This is a genomic window from Halomonas sp. KHS3 (assembly GCF_000830495.1).
In the GTDB taxonomy this organism is placed as follows: domain Bacteria; phylum Pseudomonadota; class Gammaproteobacteria; order Pseudomonadales; family Halomonadaceae; genus Vreelandella; species Vreelandella titanicae.
The window spans coordinates 929,701-952,676 of the sequence record NZ_JWHY01000002.1 but is presented as its reverse complement, the minus strand read 5'-3'; the positions used below and the strand labels follow the sequence as shown (position 1 = coordinate 952,676).

22 protein-coding genes are annotated in these 22,976 nt (G+C 57.1%); 16 read left to right on the top strand and 6 right to left on the bottom strand.

Features of this window, described 5'->3' with window-relative positions; translation table 11 throughout:
* Nucleotides 1-58 precede the first annotated feature (58 nt).
* From purB to RO22_RS06490, 5 genes are all read left to right on the top strand, one after another.
* Nucleotides 59-1,444, top strand: coding sequence for an adenylosuccinate lyase (gene purB, locus RO22_RS06510; RefSeq protein ID WP_041157877.1), 1,386 nt, complete (start codon nt 59-61; stop codon nt 1,442-1,444).
* A gap of 63 nt (nt 1,445-1,507) precedes the next feature.
* The gene (locus RO22_RS06505) at nt 1,508-2,698 is read left to right on the top strand and encodes a cupin domain-containing protein (protein WP_022520430.1); all 1,191 of its coding nucleotides are present in this window, start codon (nt 1,508-1,510) and stop codon (nt 2,696-2,698) included.
* Nucleotides 2,698-3,123 carry a GNAT family N-acetyltransferase gene (locus tag RO22_RS06500; RefSeq protein ID WP_041157876.1) on the top strand — a complete coding sequence of 142 codons (426 nt, stop codon included), beginning with the start codon at nt 2,698-2,700 and terminating at the stop codon, nt 3,121-3,123. Before RO22_RS06505 ends, RO22_RS06500 begins: the two co-directional genes overlap by 1 nt.
* Before the next feature lie 400 nt (nt 3,124-3,523).
* On the top strand, nt 3,524-5,122 hold the full coding sequence (locus RO22_RS06495) for an isocitrate lyase (RefSeq protein WP_041157875.1): 1,599 nt from the start codon (nt 3,524-3,526) through the stop codon (nt 5,120-5,122).
* 318 nt (nt 5,123-5,440) lie between these two features.
* A complete protein-coding gene (locus RO22_RS06490; protein WP_022520434.1) occupies nt 5,441-5,911 on the top strand; it encodes a glycine zipper 2TM domain-containing protein in 471 nt (156 codons plus the stop codon).
* Nucleotides 5,912-5,997: 86 nt separating this feature from the next.
* Here RO22_RS06490 and RO22_RS06485 read toward each other — a convergent pair whose 3' ends face one another.
* Entirely contained in the window at nt 5,998-6,279 is a 282-nt protein-coding gene (locus RO22_RS06485) for a hypothetical protein (protein ID WP_027959688.1), read from the bottom strand.
* A gap of 176 nt (nt 6,280-6,455) precedes the next feature.
* Here RO22_RS06485 and RO22_RS06480 point away from each other — a divergent pair, with 176 nt between their 5' ends.
* The gene (locus RO22_RS06480) at nt 6,456-6,938 is read left to right on the top strand and encodes a peptidylprolyl isomerase (RefSeq protein WP_022520436.1); all 483 of its coding nucleotides are present in this window, start codon (nt 6,456-6,458) and stop codon (nt 6,936-6,938) included.
* A 53-nt stretch (nt 6,939-6,991) separates the two neighbouring features.
* Here the strand turns inward: RO22_RS06480 and nikR are convergent, their stop codons facing one another.
* Nucleotides 6,992-7,393: a nickel-responsive transcriptional regulator NikR gene (gene nikR / locus RO22_RS06475; RefSeq protein ID WP_027959689.1), complete on the bottom strand. Its 402-nt coding sequence runs from the start codon at nt 7,391-7,393 to the stop codon at nt 6,992-6,994.
* Nucleotides 7,394-7,500: 107 nt separating this feature from the next.
* On the opposite strand from nikR, the gene RO22_RS06470 reads away from it, so the two are divergent.
* The 5 genes from RO22_RS06470 (at nt 7,501) to RO22_RS06450 (ending at nt 12,353) form a co-directional block, all read left to right on the top strand.
* Complete coding sequence (locus tag RO22_RS06470) at nt 7,501-9,090, top strand: ABC transporter substrate-binding protein (RefSeq protein WP_041157874.1); 1,590 nt, start codon at nt 7,501-7,503, stop codon at nt 9,088-9,090.
* The gene (locus RO22_RS06465) at nt 9,081-10,061 is read left to right on the top strand and encodes an ABC transporter permease (protein ID WP_039859319.1); all 981 of its coding nucleotides are present in this window, start codon (nt 9,081-9,083) and stop codon (nt 10,059-10,061) included. Before RO22_RS06470 ends, RO22_RS06465 begins: the two co-directional genes overlap by 10 nt.
* Nucleotides 10,058-10,858 (top strand): ABC transporter permease, encoded by an 801-nt coding sequence (locus tag RO22_RS06460; protein WP_009287317.1) that lies wholly within the window; start codon nt 10,058-10,060, stop codon nt 10,856-10,858. Before RO22_RS06465 ends, RO22_RS06460 begins: the two co-directional genes overlap by 4 nt.
* Before the next feature lie 63 nt (nt 10,859-10,921).
* Complete coding sequence (locus tag RO22_RS06455) at nt 10,922-11,746, top strand: ATP-binding cassette domain-containing protein (RefSeq protein WP_041157873.1); 825 nt, start codon at nt 10,922-10,924, stop codon at nt 11,744-11,746.
* On the top strand, nt 11,739-12,353 hold the full coding sequence (locus RO22_RS06450; RefSeq protein WP_041157872.1) for an ABC transporter ATP-binding protein: 615 nt from the start codon (nt 11,739-11,741) through the stop codon (nt 12,351-12,353). Before RO22_RS06455 ends, RO22_RS06450 begins: the two co-directional genes overlap by 8 nt.
* Before the next feature lie 125 nt (nt 12,354-12,478).
* On the opposite strand, the gene RO22_RS06445 is transcribed toward RO22_RS06450, so the two are convergent.
* The 4 genes from RO22_RS06445 to RO22_RS06430 all read right to left on the bottom strand — a co-directional run bounded on the left by RO22_RS06445 (nt 12,479) and on the right by RO22_RS06430 (nt 17,310).
* Entirely contained in the window at nt 12,479-13,669 is a 1,191-nt protein-coding gene (locus RO22_RS06445; RefSeq protein WP_041157871.1) for an MFS transporter, read from the bottom strand.
* Between the two features lie 27 nt (nt 13,670-13,696).
* Entirely contained in the window at nt 13,697-14,329 is a 633-nt protein-coding gene (locus RO22_RS06440) for a C40 family peptidase (protein WP_041157870.1), read from the bottom strand.
* A gap of 95 nt (nt 14,330-14,424) precedes the next feature.
* Nucleotides 14,425-16,902, bottom strand: coding sequence for a YbeU/YbeR family protein (locus tag RO22_RS06435; RefSeq protein WP_041157869.1), 2,478 nt, complete (start codon nt 16,900-16,902; stop codon nt 14,425-14,427).
* A 165-nt stretch (nt 16,903-17,067) separates the two neighbouring features.
* Nucleotides 17,068-17,310, bottom strand: a complete 243-nt coding sequence (locus RO22_RS06430) for a GlsB/YeaQ/YmgE family stress response membrane protein (RefSeq protein ID WP_008958536.1) — start codon at nt 17,308-17,310, stop codon at nt 17,068-17,070.
* A gap of 138 nt (nt 17,311-17,448) precedes the next feature.
* On the opposite strand from RO22_RS06430, the gene RO22_RS06425 reads away from it, so the two are divergent.
* The 5 genes from RO22_RS06425 to RO22_RS06405 all read left to right on the top strand — a co-directional run bounded on the left by RO22_RS06425 (nt 17,449) and on the right by RO22_RS06405 (nt 22,947).
* Nucleotides 17,449-18,318 carry a D-hexose-6-phosphate mutarotase gene (locus RO22_RS06425; RefSeq protein WP_041157868.1) on the top strand — a complete coding sequence of 290 codons (870 nt, stop codon included), beginning with the start codon at nt 17,449-17,451 and terminating at the stop codon, nt 18,316-18,318.
* 61 nt (nt 18,319-18,379) lie between these two features.
* The gene (locus RO22_RS06420) at nt 18,380-18,571 is read left to right on the top strand and encodes a hypothetical protein (RefSeq protein ID WP_022520445.1); all 192 of its coding nucleotides are present in this window, start codon (nt 18,380-18,382) and stop codon (nt 18,569-18,571) included.
* Between the two features lie 188 nt (nt 18,572-18,759).
* Nucleotides 18,760-20,163, top strand: coding sequence for a YcjX family protein (locus tag RO22_RS06415; protein WP_039859315.1), 1,404 nt, complete (start codon nt 18,760-18,762; stop codon nt 20,161-20,163).
* Complete coding sequence (locus RO22_RS06410; RefSeq protein ID WP_009287311.1) at nt 20,160-21,197, top strand: YcjF family protein; 1,038 nt, start codon at nt 20,160-20,162, stop codon at nt 21,195-21,197. The genes RO22_RS06415 and RO22_RS06410 overlap by 4 nt, the downstream gene beginning before the upstream one ends.
* A 109-nt stretch (nt 21,198-21,306) precedes the next feature.
* Nucleotides 21,307-22,947, top strand: a complete 1,641-nt coding sequence (locus RO22_RS06405; RefSeq protein ID WP_022520448.1) for a BCCT family transporter — start codon at nt 21,307-21,309, stop codon at nt 22,945-22,947.
* Nucleotides 22,948-22,976: the final 29 nt, after the last annotated feature.

Here is a 22,976-nt window from a genome sequence, read left to right as displayed (position 1 = left end):
TCTTTTCAATTAACTTGCTCTCGACTAATTTTCTTTCGAACCTCCTGGAAACGATGCCATGCAACTCTCCGCTTTGACCGCCCTCTCCCCCGTCGACGGCCGCTACGCCTCTAAAGCCGCCGCCCTGCGCGAACACTTCAGTGAATTCGGCCTTATTCGCGCCCGTGTGATTGTGGAGGTTCGCTGGCTACAGCGCCTGGCTGAGCATGCTCAGATTACCGAGGTACCGCGCTTATCTGCTGAGGCTACCGCGTTCCTTGAGCAATTGATTCGTGAGTTTTCTATCGCGGATGCCGAACGCATCAAAGAGATCGAGCGCACCACCAATCACGACGTCAAAGCAGTGGAGTATTTCCTCAAAGAGAAGATCGCAGGTCAGGCCGAGCTACATGCAGTGACCGAGTTCATTCACTTTGCCTGCACCAGCGAAGATATCAACAACCTCTCTTACGGCGTAATGCTCAGCGACGGCCTGAACGCCATGCTGCCCACCATGCACGAGGTTGCCGATGACATTGCCAAGCTAGCCATTGCCCACGCCGCCCAGCCGATGCTGTCGCGTACTCACGGTCAAACCGCCACCCCGACCACGCTGGGCAAAGAGATGGCCAACGTGGCGTACCGCCTTAAGCGTCAGTTGAAGCAGATCGAAGCGGTGGAAGTGCTCGGCAAAATCAATGGCGCTGTGGGCAACTATAACGCCCACCTGACCACCTACCCGGAGATCGATTGGGAAGCCAATGCCCGCACCTTTGTGGAAGGCTTAGGGCTGACTTTTAACCCTTACACTACCCAGATCGAGCCCCACGACTATATCGCCGAACTGTTTGACGCCATTTGCCGCTTCAATACGATCCTGATCGACTTCGATCGCGACGTTTGGGGCTATATCTCACTGGGCTACTTTAAGCAGCGCACGGTTGAGGGCGAAATTGGCTCCTCGACCATGCCACATAAAGTTAACCCGATTGATTTTGAAAACTCCGAGGGCAACCTGGGCCTGGCCAACGCTGTGCTTAGCCACCTTGCGCAAAAGCTGCCGATCTCCCGCTGGCAGCGCGACCTGACTGACTCCACCGTGCTGCGTAACCTTGGCGTAGGCTTGGCATATGGGTTGATTGCTTACCACGCCAGCCTCAAAGGCATCAGCAAGCTTGAAGCCAACCCTGAGCGTTTAGATGCTGATCTGGATAACAGCTGGGAAGTGCTCGCCGAGCCGATTCAAACGGTGATGCGCCGTTACGGTATTGAAAAGCCCTATGAAAAACTCAAGCAACTGACTCGTGGCAAACGTATTGACCAAGCAGGCTTTGCGGCGTTTATTGATACCCTTGAACTGCCCAGCGAGGTCAAAACCGAATTGAAGGCGCTCTCACCGGCCAACTATATTGGTAATGCCCAGGCGCAAGCCGAAGCACTGACACATCAGTTAAACTCTCTGTAACCCATTTGTTGTGACCAACTTGCTGTGACCAACGTTGCTGCGACCACTACACCAGGACACGCCATGAACCATCACGATAAGCCGCTAACACTGCTGGGCGATCTTACCGCTGCAGACTTTCTGGCCAATTATTGGCAGCAAAAGCCGCTGCTGATTCGTGGCGCCATGCCCGACTTCATCAGCCCGATTGAAGCCGATGAACTGGCTGGACTCGCCTGCGAGCCTGGCGTAGAAGCGCGTTTGGTTGAAGAGGAGGGCCCGGATGGCCCTTGGCAGGTCTCCCACGGCCCCTTCGATGAAGCCACTTTTGAACGGCTCCCAGAAAAAAACTGGAGCCTTCTGGTGCAAGCGGTTGACCACTATGTTCCATCGGTGGCAGCGCTAATGAATGAGTTTGACTTCCTGCCTCGTTGGCGGCTCGATGACGTGATGATCAGCTACGCGCCTCCTGGCGGAAATGTGGGTGCACATATCGATCAGTACGATGTCTTTTTACTCCAAGCCAGCGGCCACCGCCGCTGGCAGTTGGGCGGCAAGCTCACGGAAGATGCGCCGATCATCCAAGGTATCGATCTCCGCATCCTGAAAGAATTCACCGTAGAGCCCGACTCCGACTGGGTGCTTGACCCCGGCGACATGCTTTATCTCCCTCCCGGCTGGGCGCATCACGGCGTTAGCCAGAGCGATGACTGCATGACCATTTCAGTTGGCTTTCGTGCTCCTTCTGCCGATGAAGCGATCACCTCCTACGCCGACTATTTGGGCGAGCAGTTGCCTGCCTCTCAGCGTTACAGCGATGCGGGCATGGCGCCTGCTCAGCAGGTCGGTGAACTGGACGACGCAGCCGTTGAGCGTATGCGTCAGCTGATTATGTCGACGCTGGATAACCCTACTCAGATTGCCCAGTGGTTTGGCCGGGTGATGACTCAGCCAAAATATGTCGATCAAGTGGTACCGCTTGAAACACCGTTGGACGAAGAGGCGCTTGTTGCTCAACTACAAGAGGGGGAGCCGCTCTACCATATGCCTGGCTCACGCTTTGCCTGGCGTCGCGATGCCAGCGGTACCACGCTATTTGTGGATGGTGACGGCCACGCCTGTTCAACTGAATTAGCCAAACGCCTAGCCGACACCACCCCTCTCTACGCCGAAGACCTTGAGCTTGACGGCGCAACTGCGCTCATCACCCAGTTGGTCAATACCGGCAGCCTCGGCTTTATGAGTGATGAAGGTGATGACGACGAGGAGTATTAATGGCGATTACCCACATTAGCACTGGCAGTTGGGAAACGCTGGGCCCAACGGCCAGCGAGATCCGCCGCAAGGTATTTATTGAAGAACAGAGCGTGCCCCAGGATGAGGAGTGGGATGGCCTGGATCCGGCGTGCCAGCACTTTCTCGCCATGCTTGATCAGCAGCCGGTAGGCACCGCACGACTGCTGCCCGACGGGCATATAGGCCGCGTCGCCGTACTCGCTAATGCCCGCGGCACCGGTATTGGTGTACTGCTGATGCAGGCCGCGATTGAAGCGGCACGCTATGCGGGCCACTCCCAAGTGGCCCTGAGTGCCCAGGTACACGCACTGGCGTTCTATGAGCGTCTAGGCTTTATCGCCCATGGCGATGAGTTTCTGGATGCAGGCATCCCTCATCGAGAAATGACGCTTTCGCTCGATTAACAAGCCCTCTTGATTGATCTCTAGCACTGCCTCGGCAGTGCTTTTTTATGCGCTCTTGCCGCCATCTTGACGAAAAACGACTACACAAACCCTCCCTTCCTCTACCTCCCTGTCGTCGGGTTACAACGGCCTCTGCCCCCAAGTGTCAATTGTTGAAGGCGCCATCCTCGTGGATAGTTATTGCATTGCAGCGTTAAGCGGATTGGGTCAATCCATCAAGCTCAACGCTGTAGCTGAGGTCTCTAGCGTTACTGCTTCCAGCTTTCAAGACGTTTGCATGAGAGACGATTGACCTAGAGACACAATCACGAAAATCAATAATGCTAAATACAACTTCGCAGGTGCAGCATAAGCAAAAGCTGATTTGCGAAACACTATCCAGCCCGAAGAGGATAAGCTCATGACAGGACTGCTCGACGATATCAAAGCCATGGCCCAACTACGCGAAGCTCAAGGCGGCAAGTGGGAAACCATCAAACCTGAGTATGCCGCTCGCATGCGTGCACAGAACCGCTTTCACACCGGCCTGGATATTGCGCGTTACACCGCCAAGATCATGCGCGAAGATATGGCCGCCTATGATGCCGATACCGCCCAGTACACCCAGTCGCTAGGTTGCTGGCACGGCTTCATTGGTCAACAGAAGCTAATCTCGATCAAGAAGCACTTTGGCACCACCAAACGTAGCTACCTCTACCTTTCCGGCTGGATGGTTGCCGCGCTACGCTCCGAGTTCGGCCCGCTGCCCGACCAGTCGATGCACGAAAAAACCTCCGTCGCGAACCTGATCGAAGAGCTCTATACCTTTCTAAAACAAGCCGATGCCTGGGAGCTTAACCACTTGTTCCGCGCCCTTGATGAAGCCAAAGAGGCTGGCGACAAATCAAAAGAGCAGGAACTGATCGGTAAAATCGATAACTACGAAACTCATATCGTACCGATTATTGCTGATATCGACGCTGGCTTTGGTAATGCAGAAGCCACCTACCTGTTAGCCAAGAAGTTTATTCAAGCGGGCGCCTGCTGCATCCAGTTGGAAAACCAGGTCTCTGATGAGAAGCAGTGTGGTCACCAGGACGGTAAAGTTACTGTGCCCCACGAGGACTTCCTGGCCAAAATCAACGCCGTGCGTTACGCCTTTTTGGAACTCGGCATTGAAGATGGCGTTATCGTCGCGCGTACCGACTCACTCGGCGCAGGTTTGACGCAAAAAATTGCCGTTACCAACGAGCCAGGCGATCTCGGCGACCAGTACAACAGCTTTTTGGACGGCGATGTGATTGAAAACGCCGCCGATATCAACAACGGCGATGTGGTCATCAAGCAGAACGGCAAACTGGTTAAACCCAAGCGCCTCGCTTCGGGCCTCTACCAGTTTAAACCCGGCACCGGCGAAGACCGCGTTATACTGGACTGCATCACCAGCTTGCAAAACGGCGCCGACCTACTGTGGATCGAAACCGAGAAGCCCCACGTTGGCCAGATCGCCAGCATGGTCAACCGCATTCGCCAGGTCGTGCCGGATGCCAAACTGGTCTATAACAACTCTCCGTCGTTCAACTGGACGCTCAACTTCCGCCAGCAGGTGTTCGATGCATGGCAGGAAGAGGGTAAAGACGTTTCCGCTTACCAGCGTGACAAGCTGATGAGCGCAGAGTACGACGAGACCGAACTTGGCCAGCTGGCCGATGAGTGGACACGCAATTTCCAGCGCGACTCGTCTCGCGAAGCGGGCATCTTCCACCACCTGATCACGCTGCCAACTTACCACACGGCTGCCCTGTCTACCGACAACTTAGCGAAAGGCTACTTCGGCGATGAAGGGATGCTGGCTTACGTGAAAGGCGTACAGCGTCAGGAAATTCGCCAAGGGATTGCAACCGTTCGCCACCAGGATATGGCAGGCTCCAATATCGGTGATGACCATAAAGAGTTCTTCCACGGCGATGCCGCGCTCAAAGCCGGTGGCAAAGACAACACCATGAACCAGTTTGGCTAATTAGCAGGTTTCAACGCCATAGTTCACTATGTCCCCCTGCAACAGGAGGCCTTCGGGTCTCCTGTTTTTGCTTGGTTATACGTATTTGCACACTGTTTTCTTAATACGCTGTTAAACTCTCGGTTAAGCTTTTTTTGGCGACTGCTCTACCAACTTTGATCTTTTTTCATGAACGCTGGTCAAAGCCGTTAGCATCGGCTATCTTTAACGAACACTGTTCTATAACTAAATCTACTCTGTGCCTGCCCAGTTATGAGCGCTATATGGATAACAGGCCAATGGATGACAGTTATAAAAATAGACACTCTGGAGGTTTTAATGAAACGTCTTCTTCTACCTGTTGTCGCACTGAGCATTCTCACGCTGGCAGGCTGTGCCAATACGTCTGGTTACTCTGGTGATGTCTATCGCGGCAGCCAAGCCAAAACCGGTCAAAGTGTTACTTACGGCACTATCGTGGCGGTTCGCCCGGTGCAGATCCAAGCGGAAAGCCGTGCCGGCGGCCTTTTAGGTAGCGGCGGTGGCGCGGTTATCGGCGGTCTTCTGGGTAGCCAGGTCGGCGGTGGCTCTGGTCGTCAGTTGGCGACTGTGGCAGGCGCCCTGGGCGGCGCTGTGGCAGGTACGGCCGCTGAAGATGCGACTAACCGCGTTAATGCGCTGGAGATGGAAATTCGTCGCGATGACGGTACCGACGTGGTTGTCGTTCAGCGTGCGGATCGCCAGTTCCAAGCCGGCCAGCGTGTGCGTTTGATTGGCAATGGCGCCAACATGAGCGTGGCACCCTATTAATCGAGAGCGTTAATCTAGCGCTTAAGTATCAAAAAAGCCCGGCCATCAAATGAGAGGGCCGGGCTTTTTATTTTATCGCGAACAGCTTAGTGATGGGTTTTATTCCCAGCCCATTTAGCCAGCGCCATGATTGCCCAGCCAATCAGGGCAAGCAGGATGACGACCAGCAGCATTTCAACCGGCTGCACCAGGGTGGTGGCCCCCAACACTGCCAGCGTAATCACCCATAGATAGCGATTGTCGCCATGGCTTTTCAAAAAACCGGGCAACACCTTATCTAACCCCTCGCTAACGCCGCTATTCCAGCGCTGATAGACAAAATAAGCAATCAGGCAAAAAGCGATAAGCCAAATAATCAAGATCGTCATTACATGCTCCAAAAGTGATAGGGCAAAGGAAAAAATGATGGTTGTAGGGTATCCCTGGTCACCCTGACGCGCAATACCGCCGAAAGTGGTGAGTAGGAAAAAGCGTCGCTACCCCCTGACAAGCCAGCGCACACGCGTTACCATATTGGGACATGCACTCACCGAAAGGTTATTCCATGCAAATTGCGCAAAACTCGGTTGTCGCGTTTCACTACACCCTGACCAACGATGCAGGTGAAGTGCTAGACAGTTCCGAAGGCCGTGAGCCGCTTACCTACCTCCACGGCGCTGGTAACATTATTCCGGGTCTTGAAAAAGAGCTGGAAGGTCGTGCAGCAGGCGAGAAGCTGAACGTTGCCGTATCCCCTGAAGAGGGTTATGGCGAGCTGCAAGAGCAGCTGATGCAAGAAGTACCCCGCGATGCGTTCCAAGGCGTTGAAAGCATTGAGCCGGGTATGCAGTTCCAAGCCCAGACTCAAGGCGGCCCTCTGATGGTTACCGTCAAGAAAGTCGAAGGCGATACGGTCGTTGTCGATGGCAACCACCCGCTGGCCGGCCAGCAGCTCAACTTTGATGTTGAGATCGCTGAAGTACGTGAAGCAAGTGCTGAAGAAGTTGAGCACGGCCACGTGCACGGCGAAGGCGGCGTTGAGCACTAAGACGCTCGCGCTACCGATCAGAAAAGGTGACCTCAGGGTCACCTTTTTTATGCCTACTCGTCAGGTATCAGCACTAACTGCCCATGACGCACGCTGCGCGACGAAGTGACTTCAGCAGCAAACTGCTTGAGCGCCCGCCCCTGGCCTTTGAGCAGCGCCACTTCCAGGCAACTGTCATGGTTGATGTGCACATGCAAGGTCGAAAGCGTCAGGTCATGATGGTCATGGGAGTGGCGTGTTAAGCGCTTGGACAGCTCCCGAGCGGCATGATCATAGACATACACCAGCGCGCCCATGCAGGGCGAGTCAGGTGCAGCCTCTTCTCTCGCCTGTTTTAAGCCGCTGCGGGTCAAATCGCGAATCGCCTCTGAGCGGTTTTGATAGCCGCGCTCGCGCATCAACGCATCCACTTCTGCCACCAGCTCCTCATCAAGCGTTACCGTTACACGCTGCATTCACGCCCCCTGTACTGATTAACTTTGCATGCGCTGCCACCACCGGTAGTATGATGTTATTGTAAAAACATCATACTAGTGACGCTAACAGCATAAAGGATAAAGCGATGACTAAACCAACTCGCCCCATCTTACTGGGTATTGCGCTAAGTTGTTTAGTCGTAGCCACCACTGTGCAGGCAAAAGAACAGCTGGTACTTGCCATTGGCGGCGAACCCGAGCAGGGTTTCGACCCACTGTTGGGCTGGGGGCAGTATGGCAATCCACTGTTTCAGTCGACGCTACTTTCACGGGGCAAGGATCTTGCGCCGCAGCCAGAGCTGGCCACTGAGTGGTGGCTTTCTGAAGACCGCCTGACCTGGACACTCACACTTCGCGAGGACGCCCGCTTTGCCGACGGCACGCCGCTGACCGCTGAAGATGTGGCTTATACTTTTAATGCGGCGGCCCAGGCGGGCGGACGGGCGGATCTTAGCGCCCTGGCTGAAGCAACCGCGCTGGATAAGCACACTGTTTCGCTCCGCCTGAAGGCCCCGCGCATTACCTTTATTGATCAGCTGTTGACACTGGGCATTGTGCCCCGCGCCGAGCGTGATAACGGCTACAGTGATCAGTATGGTCGCCATCCCCTGGGGTCTGGCCCCTATCAGTTGGTAGAGTGGCAGGAAGGCGAGCAGTTAATTGTCGAGCGCAATCCTTACTTCTACGGCCCTACGCCTGCTTTTGAACGGCTGGTATTTCTCTTTACCGGTGAAGACGCCACTCTAAGTGCCGCCCATGCTGGCCAAGTGGATATCGCCTCGACGCCCCCTGCACTGGCGGCCAATGTGCCAGCACATATGCAGCGGGTGATTATGGAGAGTGTCGATAATCGCGGCATTCTTTTTCCCATGCAGCCTGCCAATGGCGAACACGCCGCCTCCGGCGCGCCGATTGGTAACAATGTGACGGCAGATATTGCTATACGTCAGGCGATCAACCTTGCGGTTGACCGCGATACGCTGGTGGAAGTGGCACTGCACGGTTATGGGCGCCCCGCCTTTGGCCCGGCGGACGGCCTCCCCTGGAGCGATAGCAATGAGCGCCTTACCGCTCCCGACCTTGACCGGGCGGAGGAGATACTCGACGCCGCAGGCTGGCAGCTACGCGATGATGGCCTGCGCTATAAAGATGGCCTGCCCGCTAGCTTTCGACTTACCTACCCCTCCAGCGATACTACCCGACAGCTGCTTGCGGAAGTCAGTGCTGAGATGGTGCGCCCATTGGGAATTGAGATACAACCCACCGGCCGCCACTGGGACGAAATCCAGCGCGAAGCGCTGCACCAGGATGCCATTATGTTCGGCTTTGGCAGCCATAGTCCCCAGGAGATTTACTACCTCTTCCACAGTCAGCATGCGGGCAACGGTTTCTACAACAGCGGTTTCTACGCTAATCCAGAGGTCGACGCCCACTTGGATGCCGCCCAGGCGGCGCCTAGCTTTGAGCAAGCCAACCGCGAGTGGCAGGCAGCGCAGTGGGACGGCACCACCGGCTACGGAGTACGCGGCGATAGTAGCTGGGCCTGGCTGGTCAATCTTGAGCATGTCTATTTTACCAATACCTGCTTAGATGTCGGAGATCTAGGTGTAGCGCCCCACGGCCACGGCTGGCCAATCACTGCCAACCTGCTTGAGTGGCGCTGGACGTGCGACTAATTGCGCCTATCGCCAAGCGCGTGGCTCGCCTGGCGCTGGTATTAACCTGCGTCGCCCTAGTGTCGTATGGGCTTATGATGGCCTCCCCCATTGACCCCGTTGATGCCTACCTAGGCCCACAAATGGCCCAAGTGAGCCCAGAGCAGCGCGCACTGATTGCCCAACGCTGGGGGTTTGATGAGTCAGTTGCCGTTCAGTTTGGCCACTGGCTGCGCCAGTTAGTCAGTGGTGACTTAGGCTGGAGCCACGTATACAACCAGCCGGTCAGTGAGGTAATCGCTCAGCGCTTTCAGCGCTCCATTGCGCTACTGGGCAGCGCCTGGCTCATTTCAGCGCTGGTGGGGTTTAGCCTGGGTGTGGTGGCGGGTGCCAAAGAGGGCTCCAAGCTGGATAACATCATCAGCACCTACGCCTTTATTACCGCCTCCACGCCCGCCTTTTGGCTGGCGATACTTGCGGTGCTGCTATTTTCGGTAACCCTGGGGTGGACACCCACCTGCTGCGCAGGCCCCGCCGGGGCGTTAAACCAGGAAGTCACCCTCGCCACACGGTTGCACCATTTACTGCTGCCAGTGGCGACCCTGGCACTGCTGGGCATCGCCAGTATCACCCTGCACACCCGCACCCGCATGCTTGAGCTAATGCGCTCAGACGTTGCTACTCACGCCTTTGCTCAGGGCGCCAGCCGTCTTGATGTGGCTTGGCGCCACGGTCTTCGCCACGCCAGTGTACCGGCGATTACGCTAGCGTTTGCCTCACTGGGCGAACTGTTTGGCGGCTCCATTTTAATCGAGCAGGTATTTGCTTACCCCGGCTTAGGTCAGGCTACAGTGGCAGCGGGCCTGCGCAGTGACGTCCCACTGCTGCTGGGCATCGCACTCTTTACCGCCCTGTTTGTCAGCGTCGGCAATATGATCGCCGATAGCCTGTATGGCGTTATTGACCCGCGCATTAAGGCAAGTGGTTTATGAGTCAGGCTCAACCGCGCCTTCGTGCCGCCTTCAGCCTGGGTGTCACCGCCCTGCTGGTCATGGGACTAGTCGCTAGCCAGTGGCTGCTGGGTGATTCACCGCAACAGATGCAGTTTGACGCCCGCCTGGCACCGCCCAGCGTTGACCACTGGTTGGGCACCGACGCGCTGGGCCGTGAACTCTGGGCGCGCACTCTGGCGGGGCTGGCACTAAGCTTCTGGGTGGGCTGCTTGGCGGCGCTACTGAGCACGCTGATTGCCTTGAGCCTGGCAGCGATAGCCACGCTGTCAGCGCGGCTGGATGCGCTGGTGAGTCTGCTGATTGATACGCTGCTTAGCGTGCCTCATTTGATTTTATTAATGCTGATCGCTTTTGCCCTGGGTGGCGGTACCCAGGCAGTGATTATTGCCGTTGCGGTGACCCACTGGCCAAGCCTAGCCCGGGTGCTGCGCGCCGAACTATGGCAGTTACGGCAGGCGCCCTATGTGCGCATCTCCCGCGCTCTAGGTAAATCGCGCTGGTTTGTGCTCCACGGCCATCTGCTTCCCCATCTTATTCCCCACTGCCTGGTTGGCGCGTTACTGCTGTTTCCCCACGCCATTCTCCACGAAGCCGCATTGACCTTTTTGGGCTTTGGCTTAAGCCCCAGCCAGCCCGCTATTGGCGTATTACTGGCCGATGCCATGCGCTACTTAAGCGGCGGTTACTGGTGGCTGGGGGTATTTCCCGGCTTGGGGCTGTTACTGATGGTGCTGGGTTTCGAGCGCCTCTCAAGCCACCTACGCCGTGCGCTTTAGCGCTTTTCAGAAAAATTGGCTGTAAAAACCACTGGCTGTAAAACTATTAATGGGAGGCCTGCCGTGTTAACGATTGATCAATTATCGCTACAGCTACCTCTGTATGCCTCCTGGTGGAAGCGCGACTGGGCCACCTGCCTGGATGAATTTTCACTAACGGTGTTCCCTGGCGAGGTTCATGCGGTGGTAGGCGCCTCCGGTGCCGGAAAAAGCCTATTGGCTTATGCCATTATGGGTTTACTGCCAACACCTGCACGCTTAAACGGTCAGCTTTACTATCAAGGCAAACCGCTTAACGCGTCACGCCAACGCCAGCTTCGCGGCCGTGAGCTGGCGCTGATCCCCCAATCGCTAAGCGCCTTAGATCCGCTGGTGCGTACTCAGCGCCAGGTGACCTGGGCAGCCCAGCGCGCAGGCCAGCCATCAGCACATGCTTGGCACGCCTCCCAACAAGCCCTTGATCACTATCAGCTAGATGCCCGTGCACAGCAGGCCTATGCCCATGAGCTATCCGGCGGCATGGCCCGGCGCGTGTTGACGGCCATGGCCCATGTCAGCCAAGCCAAGCTGGTGATTGCCGATGAACCCAGCGTAGGCCTTGACCCCCACCAGCGTCAGCGGGTGCTGGATGCGCTGCGCGAACTGGCCAACCAGGGCAAAAGCGTGATTCTGATTACCCATGACCTGCGCCATGCGCTGCCAATCGCCGACCGCGTCACCATTATGCGTGACGGCAAGCTGGTCGAAACTGCGCCCGCCTGCGCCTTTCAGGACAGCGGCGCTTCGCTTACCAACGCTTATTCACAGGCATTGTGGCTGGCGCTGCCGGACAACGCTTTTGCAACGACTGCCATAAGCCGGCGTGAACAGGAGGCGCACGTTGCTTAAAGCACGCCAACTGAGTTTTCACTTTGCCCCCAAGGTACCGCTACTTCAGGACATTTCGCTAACGCTGTGCGCGGGTCAGTGGCTAGGGTTAAGCGGCGACTCGGGGGCGGGTAAATCGACGCTAGGCCAACTGCTGGCGGGCTACTTAGCGCCCCAGGCAGGTGATGTCACCCTGGATGGCGAGGCGCTACCGAAAAGCGGTGTGCAGCCCGTGCAGTGGCTACCGCAATCGCCGGAGCTAGCGGTGAATCCACGCTGGCGGGTAGGTAAGATACTGCGTGAAGCCTGGACGCCTTCTGACGCACAGTGCCAAGCGTTTGGCGTGCAAGCAAAATGGCTGTCGCGCTTCCCTCAGTCGTTATCAGGGGGAGAGCTGCAGCGGGTATGCGTGTTGCGGGCGCTCACGCTGGGAGTACGCTTTCTCGTCGCCGATGAGATCTCCACCATGCTCGATCCAATTACCCAGGTTGAGCTTTGGCAAGCATTAAAACGGGAGGCGGAACAACGCCAGCTTGGCGTGCTGGTGATTAGCCACGACACCGCCCTACTGGAACGGCTTTGCCCACAGCGCTTGCACTTAAGCGAAGGGCATCTGAAGCCATGGTAGTTGATGCCAGGGCAGGTTGAAGCGAGGGTCTTTCGACATGGATGTCGAAAGTAGCGCCCAGGGAGGGGTTCACAGCGCCCTCGCGGAAACCTGCGCTCGGCATCGATACGTGCAACTGGTGAAGGTTAGCCAACCACTTGGCGACGCTCAAAGCGCCATAAGCCGAAAGCAATTATCAGCGTGATACTCAGCAGTAGCCACGAACCGACGCTCACGCCCGACCACCCGGCCCAGCGCCAGAACGGCTCCAGCCAGAAGCCGCCCAAACTGGCTCCCACGTAATAAAACACCAGGTAGAGCGCCGAAGCGCTGCCCCGCGCGCCCTGGGCATAGCGCCCTACCCAGCTGGAGGCCAACGAATGAGCCAGGAAAAAGCCAAAGGCATTAACGGTTAAACCGACAATAATTATCAGCAGCGAATCCGCTAAGGTAATCGCCGTACCCAGCATTAAAATCACCCCCCCCACCATCATGCACGCTGCGGGAGAAAACCGCCCAGCCAGACGCCCGGAAATCATCGAACCGAAGGTGCCGCCGAGATAGGTCAAAAAAATCAGCCCCAGACCACTGGCGGCTAATTGATACGGCGCTGCCGCCAACCGAAAGGTGATATAGCTGTATTGATTGATAAAAATCAGGAAGTTGATACCCCCCAGGCAATAAGCAGCGAGTAGCACCGGGTTACGCAAATGATTGACTAAATCGCTTGCCGCTTTGCGCAGCTCAAAGCGCTGGGGAGTAAAGGCGCGGCTATTGGGCAACAGGCGCCAAAACACTCCACAGCCAATTAGCGTCATAATGCCGACCGCTAGAAATGCCGCCGTGGGGCCGCCAATTTCAGCGGCGCCGCCACCGACGATACGCCCACTGATTCCGCCAAGTGAATTAGCACCAATATAGAGTCCTACAGCGCTTAACAGCGCAGGCTTCTCAAACTCATCGCCCATCCAGGCGATCGCCACCGCTGGCAGCCCGCCCAGCACAAAGCCCTGCACCAGGCGCAAAAACAGCAAGCTTTCAAAGGTGGGGGCGAATGCCAAGGCAATAGAACAACCGCCTGCAAGCAGCAGAGTAATGCGCATTATGCCTTCGCGACCAATGGCATCCGAGAGTGGCCCAAAGACCAACAGCGCAATGGCTAAGGAGAGAGTTGACACCGACATGAGCAGGCTGACACCTAAGGTCGAGACCTGATAGGTCTCCTTTAACCCCGGCAGCAGCGGCTGTGGTGCGTATAAATTGATAAAAACAAGAAATGAGCCGAGGCAAAGCGCCAAGGTGGCGCGCCACCAGGCGCGCGATTTGGCTTCAATCATGCCGTTCCTAAAACGTGTTCGATCTGGCTACTGGAAAACGCTGCCACCCAGCTGGGCCAGATGCGTTGGCTCCAGCGCGCGACGTGACTGCCAGTAGTAGCGCTGCCAGTAACTATTATTCAGGCTGGAGATAATGACCCCTTTTGAGGTCGAGGCGTGGAGAAAATACCCATCGCCCACGTAGATACCCACATGGTTATAACGACCCGGCGGTCGGAAGAACACCAGATCGCCCGCCTGCAGCTCTTGGCGGTCGATCGGGCGTCCCTCGTGTACTTGACCACGGGTGGAGCGCGGAAGCTCTAAATTAAAGGTGTCACGGTAAACATTACGAACCAAGGCCGAACAGTCGATGCCTCTTTCTGAGGTGCCGCCAATTCGGTAAGGCGTTCCTGCCCAGCGCTGGTGTTGCGCCATCAGCGCCTCGCGAACCACTGTTGGCGGTGGTACTTGCAAGCTGCGCAAATGCGCATCGATGGGATCAACCGGGGACATTTGCGGGTTCGCCCCCATTCCCGGCAACGTCATTGAAAAGTAATTCTCGGGGGCCTGAATATTGTTTTGTCGCGCTGAACCTGCACAGCCAGCGACCAATGTAACTAAAAAACAGACACTTACGACACGGACAGCGGTCACAGCGGGGCGTGGCGACGCAACCATGCGATTAACCTCGTGACATTAATAAGAGGGCGGTATGACAAAACTCATTTTTTCTAAGCACGACTATAAGCTAATTATCATATGTTTGGCGAGCATCAATGTAATGTGCGCTGATCGCCCGGTAAGGTATCAATATGCAGTGGCGCAAAATGGCGTGGTTTATTGCCTGGAAAATCCAAGCTCACCCATGGGCCAGCCAAGACCGGTGCACCGCATATCCAGGCCACCAGCGCCTGACGAAAACCAGCTAAAAAGCTTTCTCGCTCCGGGGTTTCGCCCATAAAAAACGAGAAGCCTGCGTACATCCCCATGGCGTACTCCTGCCATCCGGCATAGTGATCTGCCGCCAGTTGGTAAGCACGATCCAACACCTTAGCGAAAGCAGCGCTATCCAGCCAGTTTAACTGCCGCGCGGCAATGGCCAAATCAACCAGCTGGGCAATATCCCAGGCCGCCATATCCACCTCATTACAGCCATCTTCGTTGTCGCGCACACGACGTAAGCGAAGCAGGTGGTGGCGTTCATCTTCAGCACAGTCGCCGGATTCAAGAATGGCGATCTCAGCGCTTAAGCGTTCAGCATTGAGGGTATAGGGCGCGTAGTTAATCTGATACTCCTGGCGATCCCCCGATTCGAGCATGTAGGTCAAAAACTCCTGCATATCGCCTGCGTTGCTCAAGTGGTAGTGGCTCTCCACCCACTCGCGAATCTCGGCACACTCACGGGCACTCTCAGGCTGGGGCTCACTCCATACCGCACTGTTCAACGGGCCCACCAGCGACATAGCGGTGAAGTGACTTAAGGTGGGGCGGCTACCCGGTTCGCGCCAGGCGTCGTGACGCCAATCCAACCAGTGAAACAGACTGCCAGGATCTTCAATGTGCCAAATAATTTCATTCACCAGCGAGGCGTGCTCAGGCTCGGGCAGACAGCTCTCCCAAGCGAACCAGGCTTCTAACAACCGTTTGGCATTGGGATAAAAACGGCACAGGCAGCTTCGCAGTGCGCTGGCATACTCCATTAACGGCGCGCGATCGAATAAGCCGCTGTCGAGGGACATATGCAGATAGAAGGCGAATTTTTCGGCCATATGGATCGTCGCCGCATGGCGGCTTACCCCTTTAACCGCGTTGCGCTGCTTAAGCTCTTCCGGGGTCGGCTGACCAAACCAGCTTTGCGAGGGAGGCAAAACGCCATGCACGGCGTCGGCCGCCAACTGATTAAGATGGTGCGCCTGAGCGGGTAACCAGTAGCGCGCCAGTGCATGAGCGCCTTCATCGGCATGTAAGCCAAGTGACTCCTGCAAATAGAGCGCCGCATCGGCACGCTGCTCTTCCGGCAGCGCCGCGGAGGGGGCTATCTGGCGCAGCATGGCATCCGGTTCGCGTACGCTGGCCAGCGCCAACAACCAGTGATGGGGCGTATTGCGCCACTGCCGAATGCGCGCTTGAGATGCCTTGCGTGTAGGCTCATCCAATAGCTCCCCTGGGGAGCATTTCCAGGGGCTATTCCAAGGGCTATGGGCGCTGTGCAGCAACAACTGATGCCGCTCGCTGGGTGTTTTACCCCGCCGGTCAATGCCATCAAACAGACTCTGCCCGCGCCCGTACGCATTCAGCACGGCATACCAGTCGTGGTAGCGCCGACTGAGTAAATCAGCGGCGTGCCCCGCTAAGTCATCAGCCTCTTCCTGGCTCAGCAAGCCACAGCAGGCGCCAGCCCAGGCAAGTTCCACAATCCGTAGCCAATCCCAAGCCGCCCACTCCAGGGGCTCGCCTTGAGTGACGAACTTATTCAGCACCGGCGCATAGGGCGAATCTTCCACAACGCTACGCTGCCACTCCATGCGTTGGGCGTTGTCCATACTGAGCAATTCGCGTGCTTCGATATCCCAGCGCTGGCGCTCGCCTTGAGCGCCTAGCCAAAGCATCACGCCTATTAGCGCGTCACGGTCATGGACATCCCACACGTGGGCCAGCCACTCGGTGGCCTCGGGCCAGTCGGTTTGGCTGGCAGGATAGACAATAACCGGCCGGAACAGCGCGCATAGCCGCCAGCTCTGCGCTTCGGGCTGCTGGGGCCATAGCGAAGCGGGAGCCGGCAGTTCAGCCAGGGCATTTTCAAGCGTATCCCAGGTAACCCCCTCGCCATCGGTTTCAAGCTTGGCCAGCGCTTGGCAAGCGTCAATAAAACGGTCATCGGCCCCCACTTCCCAGCCCCGCGCGCCTAACGCACGGCGCAGGTCTGCTAGCCAGGCACGTAGGTCGCTGTAATCACTGGTGATGCGGCGGGTTAGGTGGTGCGCCCAATGACGGGCTTGGTCAGCCTCTAACCAGCCAGCCGCTCCCGCCAACGCGGCCCATTCCAAAGCGCCTAGCAAACGGTCAGCGCTACCTGCGGGAGCCCCCAGCCCGTGGAAGAGCTGTTCGGCCAGCTCGCCTCGATTGGTAATGCCCAGTTGTAGCAGGCGCTGCTCTGCCGCCCCTGCATCGACCGCCAGCGGATGAGGAGTAAACGCCCAATCACACAGCACCAGCTGTTGGGCCCACCAGGCATTTAACACGTCGATCAAGAGGCACCTCGAAAAAGCACAATAACACCAGCCAATAGCCGGAAGTAAAACTGCCTAGTGTAACGGAAAGTGGTGCGAACACCGATAGCCTTAGGCCTCGGTATGCATAAAACGACACCGCCCGGCAAAAGGCCGGGCGGTGACATACAGGTAGCAACTCAATCGCTACGCTTTTTTAACCTTACTGATTACCCAAAGAAGCACCACGGCACCCACGATCGCGGTGACTAGCGAACCGATAAAGCCACCGGACGAGAGGCCCAGAAGGCTAAACAAAAAACCACCTATAACCGCACCAACGATACCGACACCGATGTTACCCAGGATGCCAAAACCGCCGCCGCGCATGATGTTGCCAGCAATCCAACCAGCCAGGCCACCAATGATTAACCATGCAATAAAGCCCATATAGTCTCCTTACTATCTCGATTACGGGTTGCAGTTACGCGTTTTACCTTAGAGTCACGCTTGTTCTACCATAGCACACAGCGTTAGTGTTCGGCGCCTATTCGGTATCGATGCTTGGCAACTCTTAAAGGAAAATTCATGATCCCCGACTCGCTCAATCAACTGATTAAAAGCACTCAAGGACAGCATACGACACCGTGGGAAGGCCGCGACGTGGTGCTTTTCAATATGCCTTGGGGCGAGTTGGTGGTTAGTCTCCAGGGCGCTCAAGTGCTGCACTTCTGCCCTGCTGGTGATACCGGCTGGTTATGGCTGACGCCTACGCCCCAGGCGCTGCCAGGCGCTATCCGGGGTGGTATTCCGCTCTGCTGGCCGTGGTTTGCCGACGAGCGCTATGCCGATGAGAGCCCCAACCACAACGGCCCTTTCCATGGCCTTGCCCGCCATGCTGAGTGGCGTCTAGACGCTGTTGATGAGCACGCCGAGGGAATTGAGCTCCACCTCTCTCCAGCACAGCCCCTACATACACTGCTTACCGCTCGCCTGGTGGTACAAGCCAACGCCCAGCGCTTGAACGTTGAGCTGATTAGCGAAAACATCGGCGAAACGCCGATTAAAACCAGCGGTGCGCTGCATACCTATTTAGCCGTTGCCGATACCCACCAGTGTCGTCTGGAAGGCCTTTCCGGCGCGCGCTATCTTGACAAACTGCGCGACTTTGCGGAGAGCGAACAGCAAGGCACGTTGGCCGTTCAAGGCGCCGTTGACCGCATTTATCACACCAATGAAGCCGTGCTGCTCAACGATGGTGAGCGCAGCCTGCGCATCGGCAAGCAGTCCAGCGACTCCACGGTAGTGTGGCACCCCAACAATGACCTTCCCAGCGACACGCCCGTCGACGTAGCACGACATTTTATCTGCGTTGAAGCCGCCAATACACGCCTAGACCCAGTCTGGCTAGTGCCTGGCGCCCAGCACCTGTTAGGCACCACCCTCAGCCGCAGTTAATCTTCGGTTCATCAATGCTTTGCTATCATGTGCTCAATGGCATTAGAGCTAGGGAGATCCAATGGATCCGCAACAATGGCTAGAAGCCGCCACGCTGGCGTTTAATTTAATCGGTATGGTGGTGTGCTTAGTGGGCCTAACCTTGGCGCAGAAGATGACTCGGCGCTGGCCAGGCTACACACTGGCGGGGGTTGGCTTTTTGATCGCCACCCTACCGATGCTTTCGCAACTGGTATTAATGTTTAGCCAGTAAAGGCTAAGAGAGCCTGCCTGGCTTGGCCGATCGTCGCGAGAAGCACGGATTTTGAGCCAAATTTATCGATCGATTGAGGCGAATAGCGTGCTATTTAACGAAATTGATCGAATAAAGTTGGCCAAAATACCGGGATTCGCAGTAGATCAGTGTTAAGTCAGACAGGCTCCTACAAAGGGATCGAAAGGATGCGCCAGCCGTTAAGTCGCGAACTGAGCAATTTATTAGAGCGTGGGCGAGATCGCCAGCTGCGCTTGGCGGTCACCGGCCTTTCCCAAGCGGGGAAAACCGCGTTTTTGACGTCGTTGGTCAATCAACTGCGTCATGCGGGCGTTGAGGCGCAGCTCGATTTGCTACCCGCTGCCCGGGAAGGCCGCTTGCTGGGTGCCCAGCGGCTTAACCAGCCCGACTTAGGCGTGCCACGGTTTCCCTACGACCCCGGCATGGCTGCACTACGCGATACGCCGCCGCGCTGGCCGGAGCCCACCCGCGGCATCAGCGAGTTACGCTTACAGCTGCGCTACCGCCCTGCCCGCAGCGGCTGGCTAACCCCTGAAATCGCCCACCTTACCCTGGATCTATTCGACTACCCCGGCGAGTGGCTGCTCGATTTGCCGCTGCTGCAGCACGACTTTTATAGCTGGAGCCAGGCCCAGGCGTTACACGAGGGCGAACAGCGCCGCAGCCTGTTTAGCGAATGGCTTGCCGCAGTAGAACAGCTCGACCCCGCTGGCGAAGCGGATGAAGCCCAGCTTGCTGCTCTTGCCGAGGAGTACGCTCAAGGCCTTCGTCGCGCCAAAAAGGCCGGTTTTTCCGACCTGCAGCCAGGGCGTTTTTTACTGCCCGGCGAACTGGAAGGTGCGCCGGTGCTGCAGTTTTTTCCGCTACCGCAGCTCGACGCCTCTCAACTCAACACCTCTAGAGAAACGCTGGAGGCACTGCCTGCCAATAGCCTTTACGCTACCCTGGCGGCGCGCTTTCGCTACTACCAGCAGCAAGTGGTCAAGCCCTTTTATCGCGATCACTTCCGCCGCTTTGACCGCCAGATTGTACTGGTGGACGTGCTTGGCGCGCTCAATGCCGGGCCAGAACGCTTTGAAGACCTTTCCAGCGCGCTACGCCAGTTAATGCACAGCTTCGATTATGGCCAACGCAGTCTACTTACGCGCCTGTTCGCACCTAAAATTGACCGCCTGGCGATTGCCGCCACCAAAGCCGATCACGTCACTCCCGATCAACACGGCCACTTGGTACAGCTGTTGGAGGCCCTGCTGGCAGAGCCTCTCAAAGACCTTCGCTTTGCCAACGTGCCGGTTAAAGCGCTCTCGCTGGCGGCCATTCGTGCCACTGAAGCCCGTGAGGTAACCCATGAGGGTAAGCGTTCACCTGCACTGCGAGGCACCACACTAGAGGGCGAAGAGGTGCTGGTTTACCCCGGCGATGTGCCCGCCCGGCTGCCCGCTGCCGATTTCTGGCAGCAGCAGGGCTTCGACTTCCCCGCCTTTCGCCCGATGCCAACCAGCTCAGAAGCGTTGGATCATATCCGCATGGACGCCGCCATCGACTGGCTGATTGGAGATAAACTGACATGACCACCCCACAGCCACGCCGCCACTTCACGCTGGATGACCAGCCTGAAAAGGCCGCTGATGCAGAGACAGTCCTACGTCAGCGCGAAGCCTTTGCTGGCGCCAGCGAGCATCATCCATTGGCGCCCCTTCCCGAAGATAAAGCGCTGCCTGCTGCCAGTTTAGGTGCGCCGCGTAAACGCCGCTGGGGGCTGCTATTTGCCCTGGTGGGTGGTGCCGGGCTAGGCACGGCAGAACTGGTCACCGGCATTCCTGATGCGATGGCTCAGTCGCAGTGGCTAGCCATGGCCTGGCAGCTGTTCGGGGTCAGCCTGATTGGCTTGGGCGGCCTCTCCCTGCTCAAAGAGGTGGGCCGTTTGCGCCGTCTCAAGCGCCACGACAAACTGCGCGGCGATCTGGCCGAGCTGCCGCTACGCTCGCCCAAGCAGGCCCGGGCCATGGCCGAGCAGTTGAGGCGCCAACTTAAGCTCGCCGACGATGACCCGCACTGGCTAGCCTTTCAGCGCGCCAGCCAACCCCACCATAGTGGTGAGGAGATCCAGACGCTGCTGCGTTACCACCTGCTAGCGCCGCGTGACCGGGAAGCCCAGCGCCTGATTACGCGTATGTCCGGTGAAACCGCCATCATGGTCGCCATCAGCCCGCTAACACTGGTGGATATGGCGCTGGTGGCCTGGCGCAGCCTGGCGATGGTGGATCGACTCTGCCGCCTTTATGGGCTTGAGCTGGGCTACGCCAGCCGCCTGCGGCTGTTTCGTAACGTGCTGCACAACATGGCTTTTGCCGGTGCCAGCGAACTGGCCACCGACGCCAGTATGGATATGCTCTCGCTGGATTTAGCCAGCCGCCTTTCCGCCCGTGCGGGTCAAGGCCTCGCCACCGGGCTGCTTAGCGCGCGCCTTGGGTTACGCGCCCAGCGGCTCTGTCGTCCGGTGCCCTTCACTGCCGATGAGCAGCCCAAAATCGCCGATCTACGCCAAGACCTGTGGCGGCAAATCAAACGGCTCGATAAAGAAAAGGTGCCGCAGAATCGCTAAAGGGTTAAACGGCGGCACCCCTCCTTTTCGGCCACAAAATGGGATTCAACGCTGTTTATCCTCATGATGGGGGTTTGACATGGCATCTTCCACTGAGGAGACGTAGTGTATGAACCATCCCAATGATCCTGAGTCGCCTTCGGTAACGAGCGACATGCAGACCGACTATGTCGTCGGCCAGGACAATATCAAGGGGCAGCTTGGCCCCATCGGTTTCGACATCCACAACCGCGTTTTTGTGGTATCCGCGCTTGCTTCCGCTATCTTCATCGTCCTCACCCTGCTGTTTCCAGAGCGAGCGGGGAGCACTTTTCAGTCCATTGTTGCCTTCTCGACGGGAACGTTGGACTGGTATTTCATGATTCTGGTCGACTTCTTTATTCTGTTCTGCTTAGCGCTGGTGGTTCTGCCTTATGGCTCAGTCAGGCTGGGCGGGGCCGATGCGCGACCGGATCACAGCTATCTCTCCTGGTTCGCCATGCTGTTCACCGCGGGAATCGGCATCGGCCTGCTGTTCTTCGGCGTACTAGAACCGGTTTATCACGCCAATGTCTCGCTGCCTCTGGGCATCGCATCCCCCTTCGGCGCCGATGGGGCGCTGAATCCAGCCGCTGTTGATAACGCCAGCGCCATGGGCCTGGCGGGTACCTATCTCCATTGGGGTATCCATGGCTGGGCGGTGTATATAGTCATGGCGCTGGCGCTGGGTCTGTTTACCTATAACAAAGGCTTGCCGTTCTCGATTCGCTCGGCGTTTTTTCCCATTCTCGGTGAGCGCGTCTGGGGCTGGTGGGGCCATGTGATCGATATCCTGGCGGTGTTTTCCACCCTCTTCGGGCTGGCAACGTCCCTTGGGCTTGGGGCACAGCAGGCTAATGCGGGGATGAACTTTGTCTTCGGCCTGGAAGTAAGCACCTTGACCCAGGTCATCGTCATCATTCTGGTGACGGCGGTGGCGCTGGTGTCGGTTTGGCGCGGTCTTGAGGGCGGCTTGAAGAAGCTCTCAGAGATCAACATGATCCTGGCCGTTCTGTTCTTCTTTTTTGTGCTTTTCGCTGGCCCTACTCTGCTGGCCATGGCGGGTTTCTGGTCGGGACTTACCACCTATGTCACGGACTTTATTCCTCTGTCCGCGCCCTTTGGTCGTGAGGATGATGCCTACCGCCAGTCCTGGACGATTTTCTACTGGGCTTGGTGGATTAGCTGGGCACCTTTTGTGGGGATGTTTATCGCTCGGGTATCCCGGGGCCGCACGGTGCGTGAGTTTATACTCTGCGTGTTGCTGGTTCCCAGTCTGTTTATCTTTATCTGGATGGGCGTCTTTGGCTCAACCGCCCTTGAACAGCTCTATGCTGACCCGGTGGGCAGCCTGGTTAAAGAGTATGTAATCGACAACTACAGACCCGAGCTTTCGCTGTTCGGCATGCTGAACGAACTACCGTTGACGGGCCTGATGTCGACCCTGGGTATCGTCCTGGCGCTGATCTTCTTTGTCACCTCCTCGGATTCCGGCTCCCTGGTCATCGATACCATCACCGCCGGTGGTAAAATCGATGCTCCGCGGCCACAGCGTATGTTCTGGGCAGTCGTCGAGGGCCTCATCGCGATTGTGCTGCTTATCGGTGGTGGTCTGACCGCCCTTCAGGCCGGTGTTACCGCCACCGCTATTCCGTTCTCGATTGTGATGCTGCTGATGTGCTACTCGATCATCAAGGCGCTCAATGGCGAGCTACGGCTTATTCGTAAGTAATACCTGCAGTTGAAACCTTTAGGTAACTA

Bases quoted from the DNA above. Each gene is read 5' to 3' on its own strand.
- purB (WP_041157877.1), top strand. From the start codon at position 59: ATGCAACTCTCCGCTTTGACCGCCCTCTCCCCCGTCGACGGCCGCTAC.
- RO22_RS06505 (WP_022520430.1), top strand. From the start codon at position 1,508: ATGAACCATCACGATAAGCCGCTAACACTGCTGGGCGATCTTACCGCT.
- RO22_RS06500 (WP_041157876.1), top strand. From the start codon at position 2,698: ATGGCGATTACCCACATTAGCACTGGCAGTTGGGAAACGCTGGGCCCA.
- RO22_RS06495 (WP_041157875.1), top strand. From the start codon at position 3,524: ATGACAGGACTGCTCGACGATATCAAAGCCATGGCCCAACTACGCGAA.
- RO22_RS06490 (WP_022520434.1), top strand. From the start codon at position 5,441: ATGAAACGTCTTCTTCTACCTGTTGTCGCACTGAGCATTCTCACGCTG.
- RO22_RS06485 (WP_027959688.1), bottom strand. From the start codon at position 6,279: ATGACGATCTTGATTATTTGGCTTATCGCTTTTTGCCTGATTGCTTAT.
- RO22_RS06480 (WP_022520436.1), top strand. From the start codon at position 6,456: ATGCAAATTGCGCAAAACTCGGTTGTCGCGTTTCACTACACCCTGACC.
- nikR (WP_027959689.1), bottom strand. From the start codon at position 7,393: ATGCAGCGTGTAACGGTAACGCTTGATGAGGAGCTGGTGGCAGAAGTG.
- RO22_RS06470 (WP_041157874.1), top strand. From the start codon at position 7,501: ATGACTAAACCAACTCGCCCCATCTTACTGGGTATTGCGCTAAGTTGT.
- RO22_RS06460 (WP_009287317.1), top strand. From the start codon at position 10,058: ATGAGTCAGGCTCAACCGCGCCTTCGTGCCGCCTTCAGCCTGGGTGTC.
- RO22_RS06445 (WP_041157871.1), bottom strand. From the start codon at position 13,669: ATGATTGAAGCCAAATCGCGCGCCTGGTGGCGCGCCACCTTGGCGCTT.
- RO22_RS06440 (WP_041157870.1), bottom strand. From the start codon at position 14,329: ATGGTTGCGTCGCCACGCCCCGCTGTGACCGCTGTCCGTGTCGTAAGT.
- RO22_RS06430 (WP_008958536.1), bottom strand. From the start codon at position 17,310: ATGGGCTTTATTGCATGGTTAATCATTGGTGGCCTGGCTGGTTGGATT.
- RO22_RS06425 (WP_041157868.1), top strand. From the start codon at position 17,449: ATGATCCCCGACTCGCTCAATCAACTGATTAAAAGCACTCAAGGACAG.
- RO22_RS06420 (WP_022520445.1), top strand. From the start codon at position 18,380: ATGGATCCGCAACAATGGCTAGAAGCCGCCACGCTGGCGTTTAATTTA.
- RO22_RS06415 (WP_039859315.1), top strand. From the start codon at position 18,760: ATGCGCCAGCCGTTAAGTCGCGAACTGAGCAATTTATTAGAGCGTGGG.
- RO22_RS06410 (WP_009287311.1), top strand. From the start codon at position 20,160: ATGACCACCCCACAGCCACGCCGCCACTTCACGCTGGATGACCAGCCT.
- RO22_RS06405 (WP_022520448.1), top strand. From the start codon at position 21,307: ATGAACCATCCCAATGATCCTGAGTCGCCTTCGGTAACGAGCGACATG.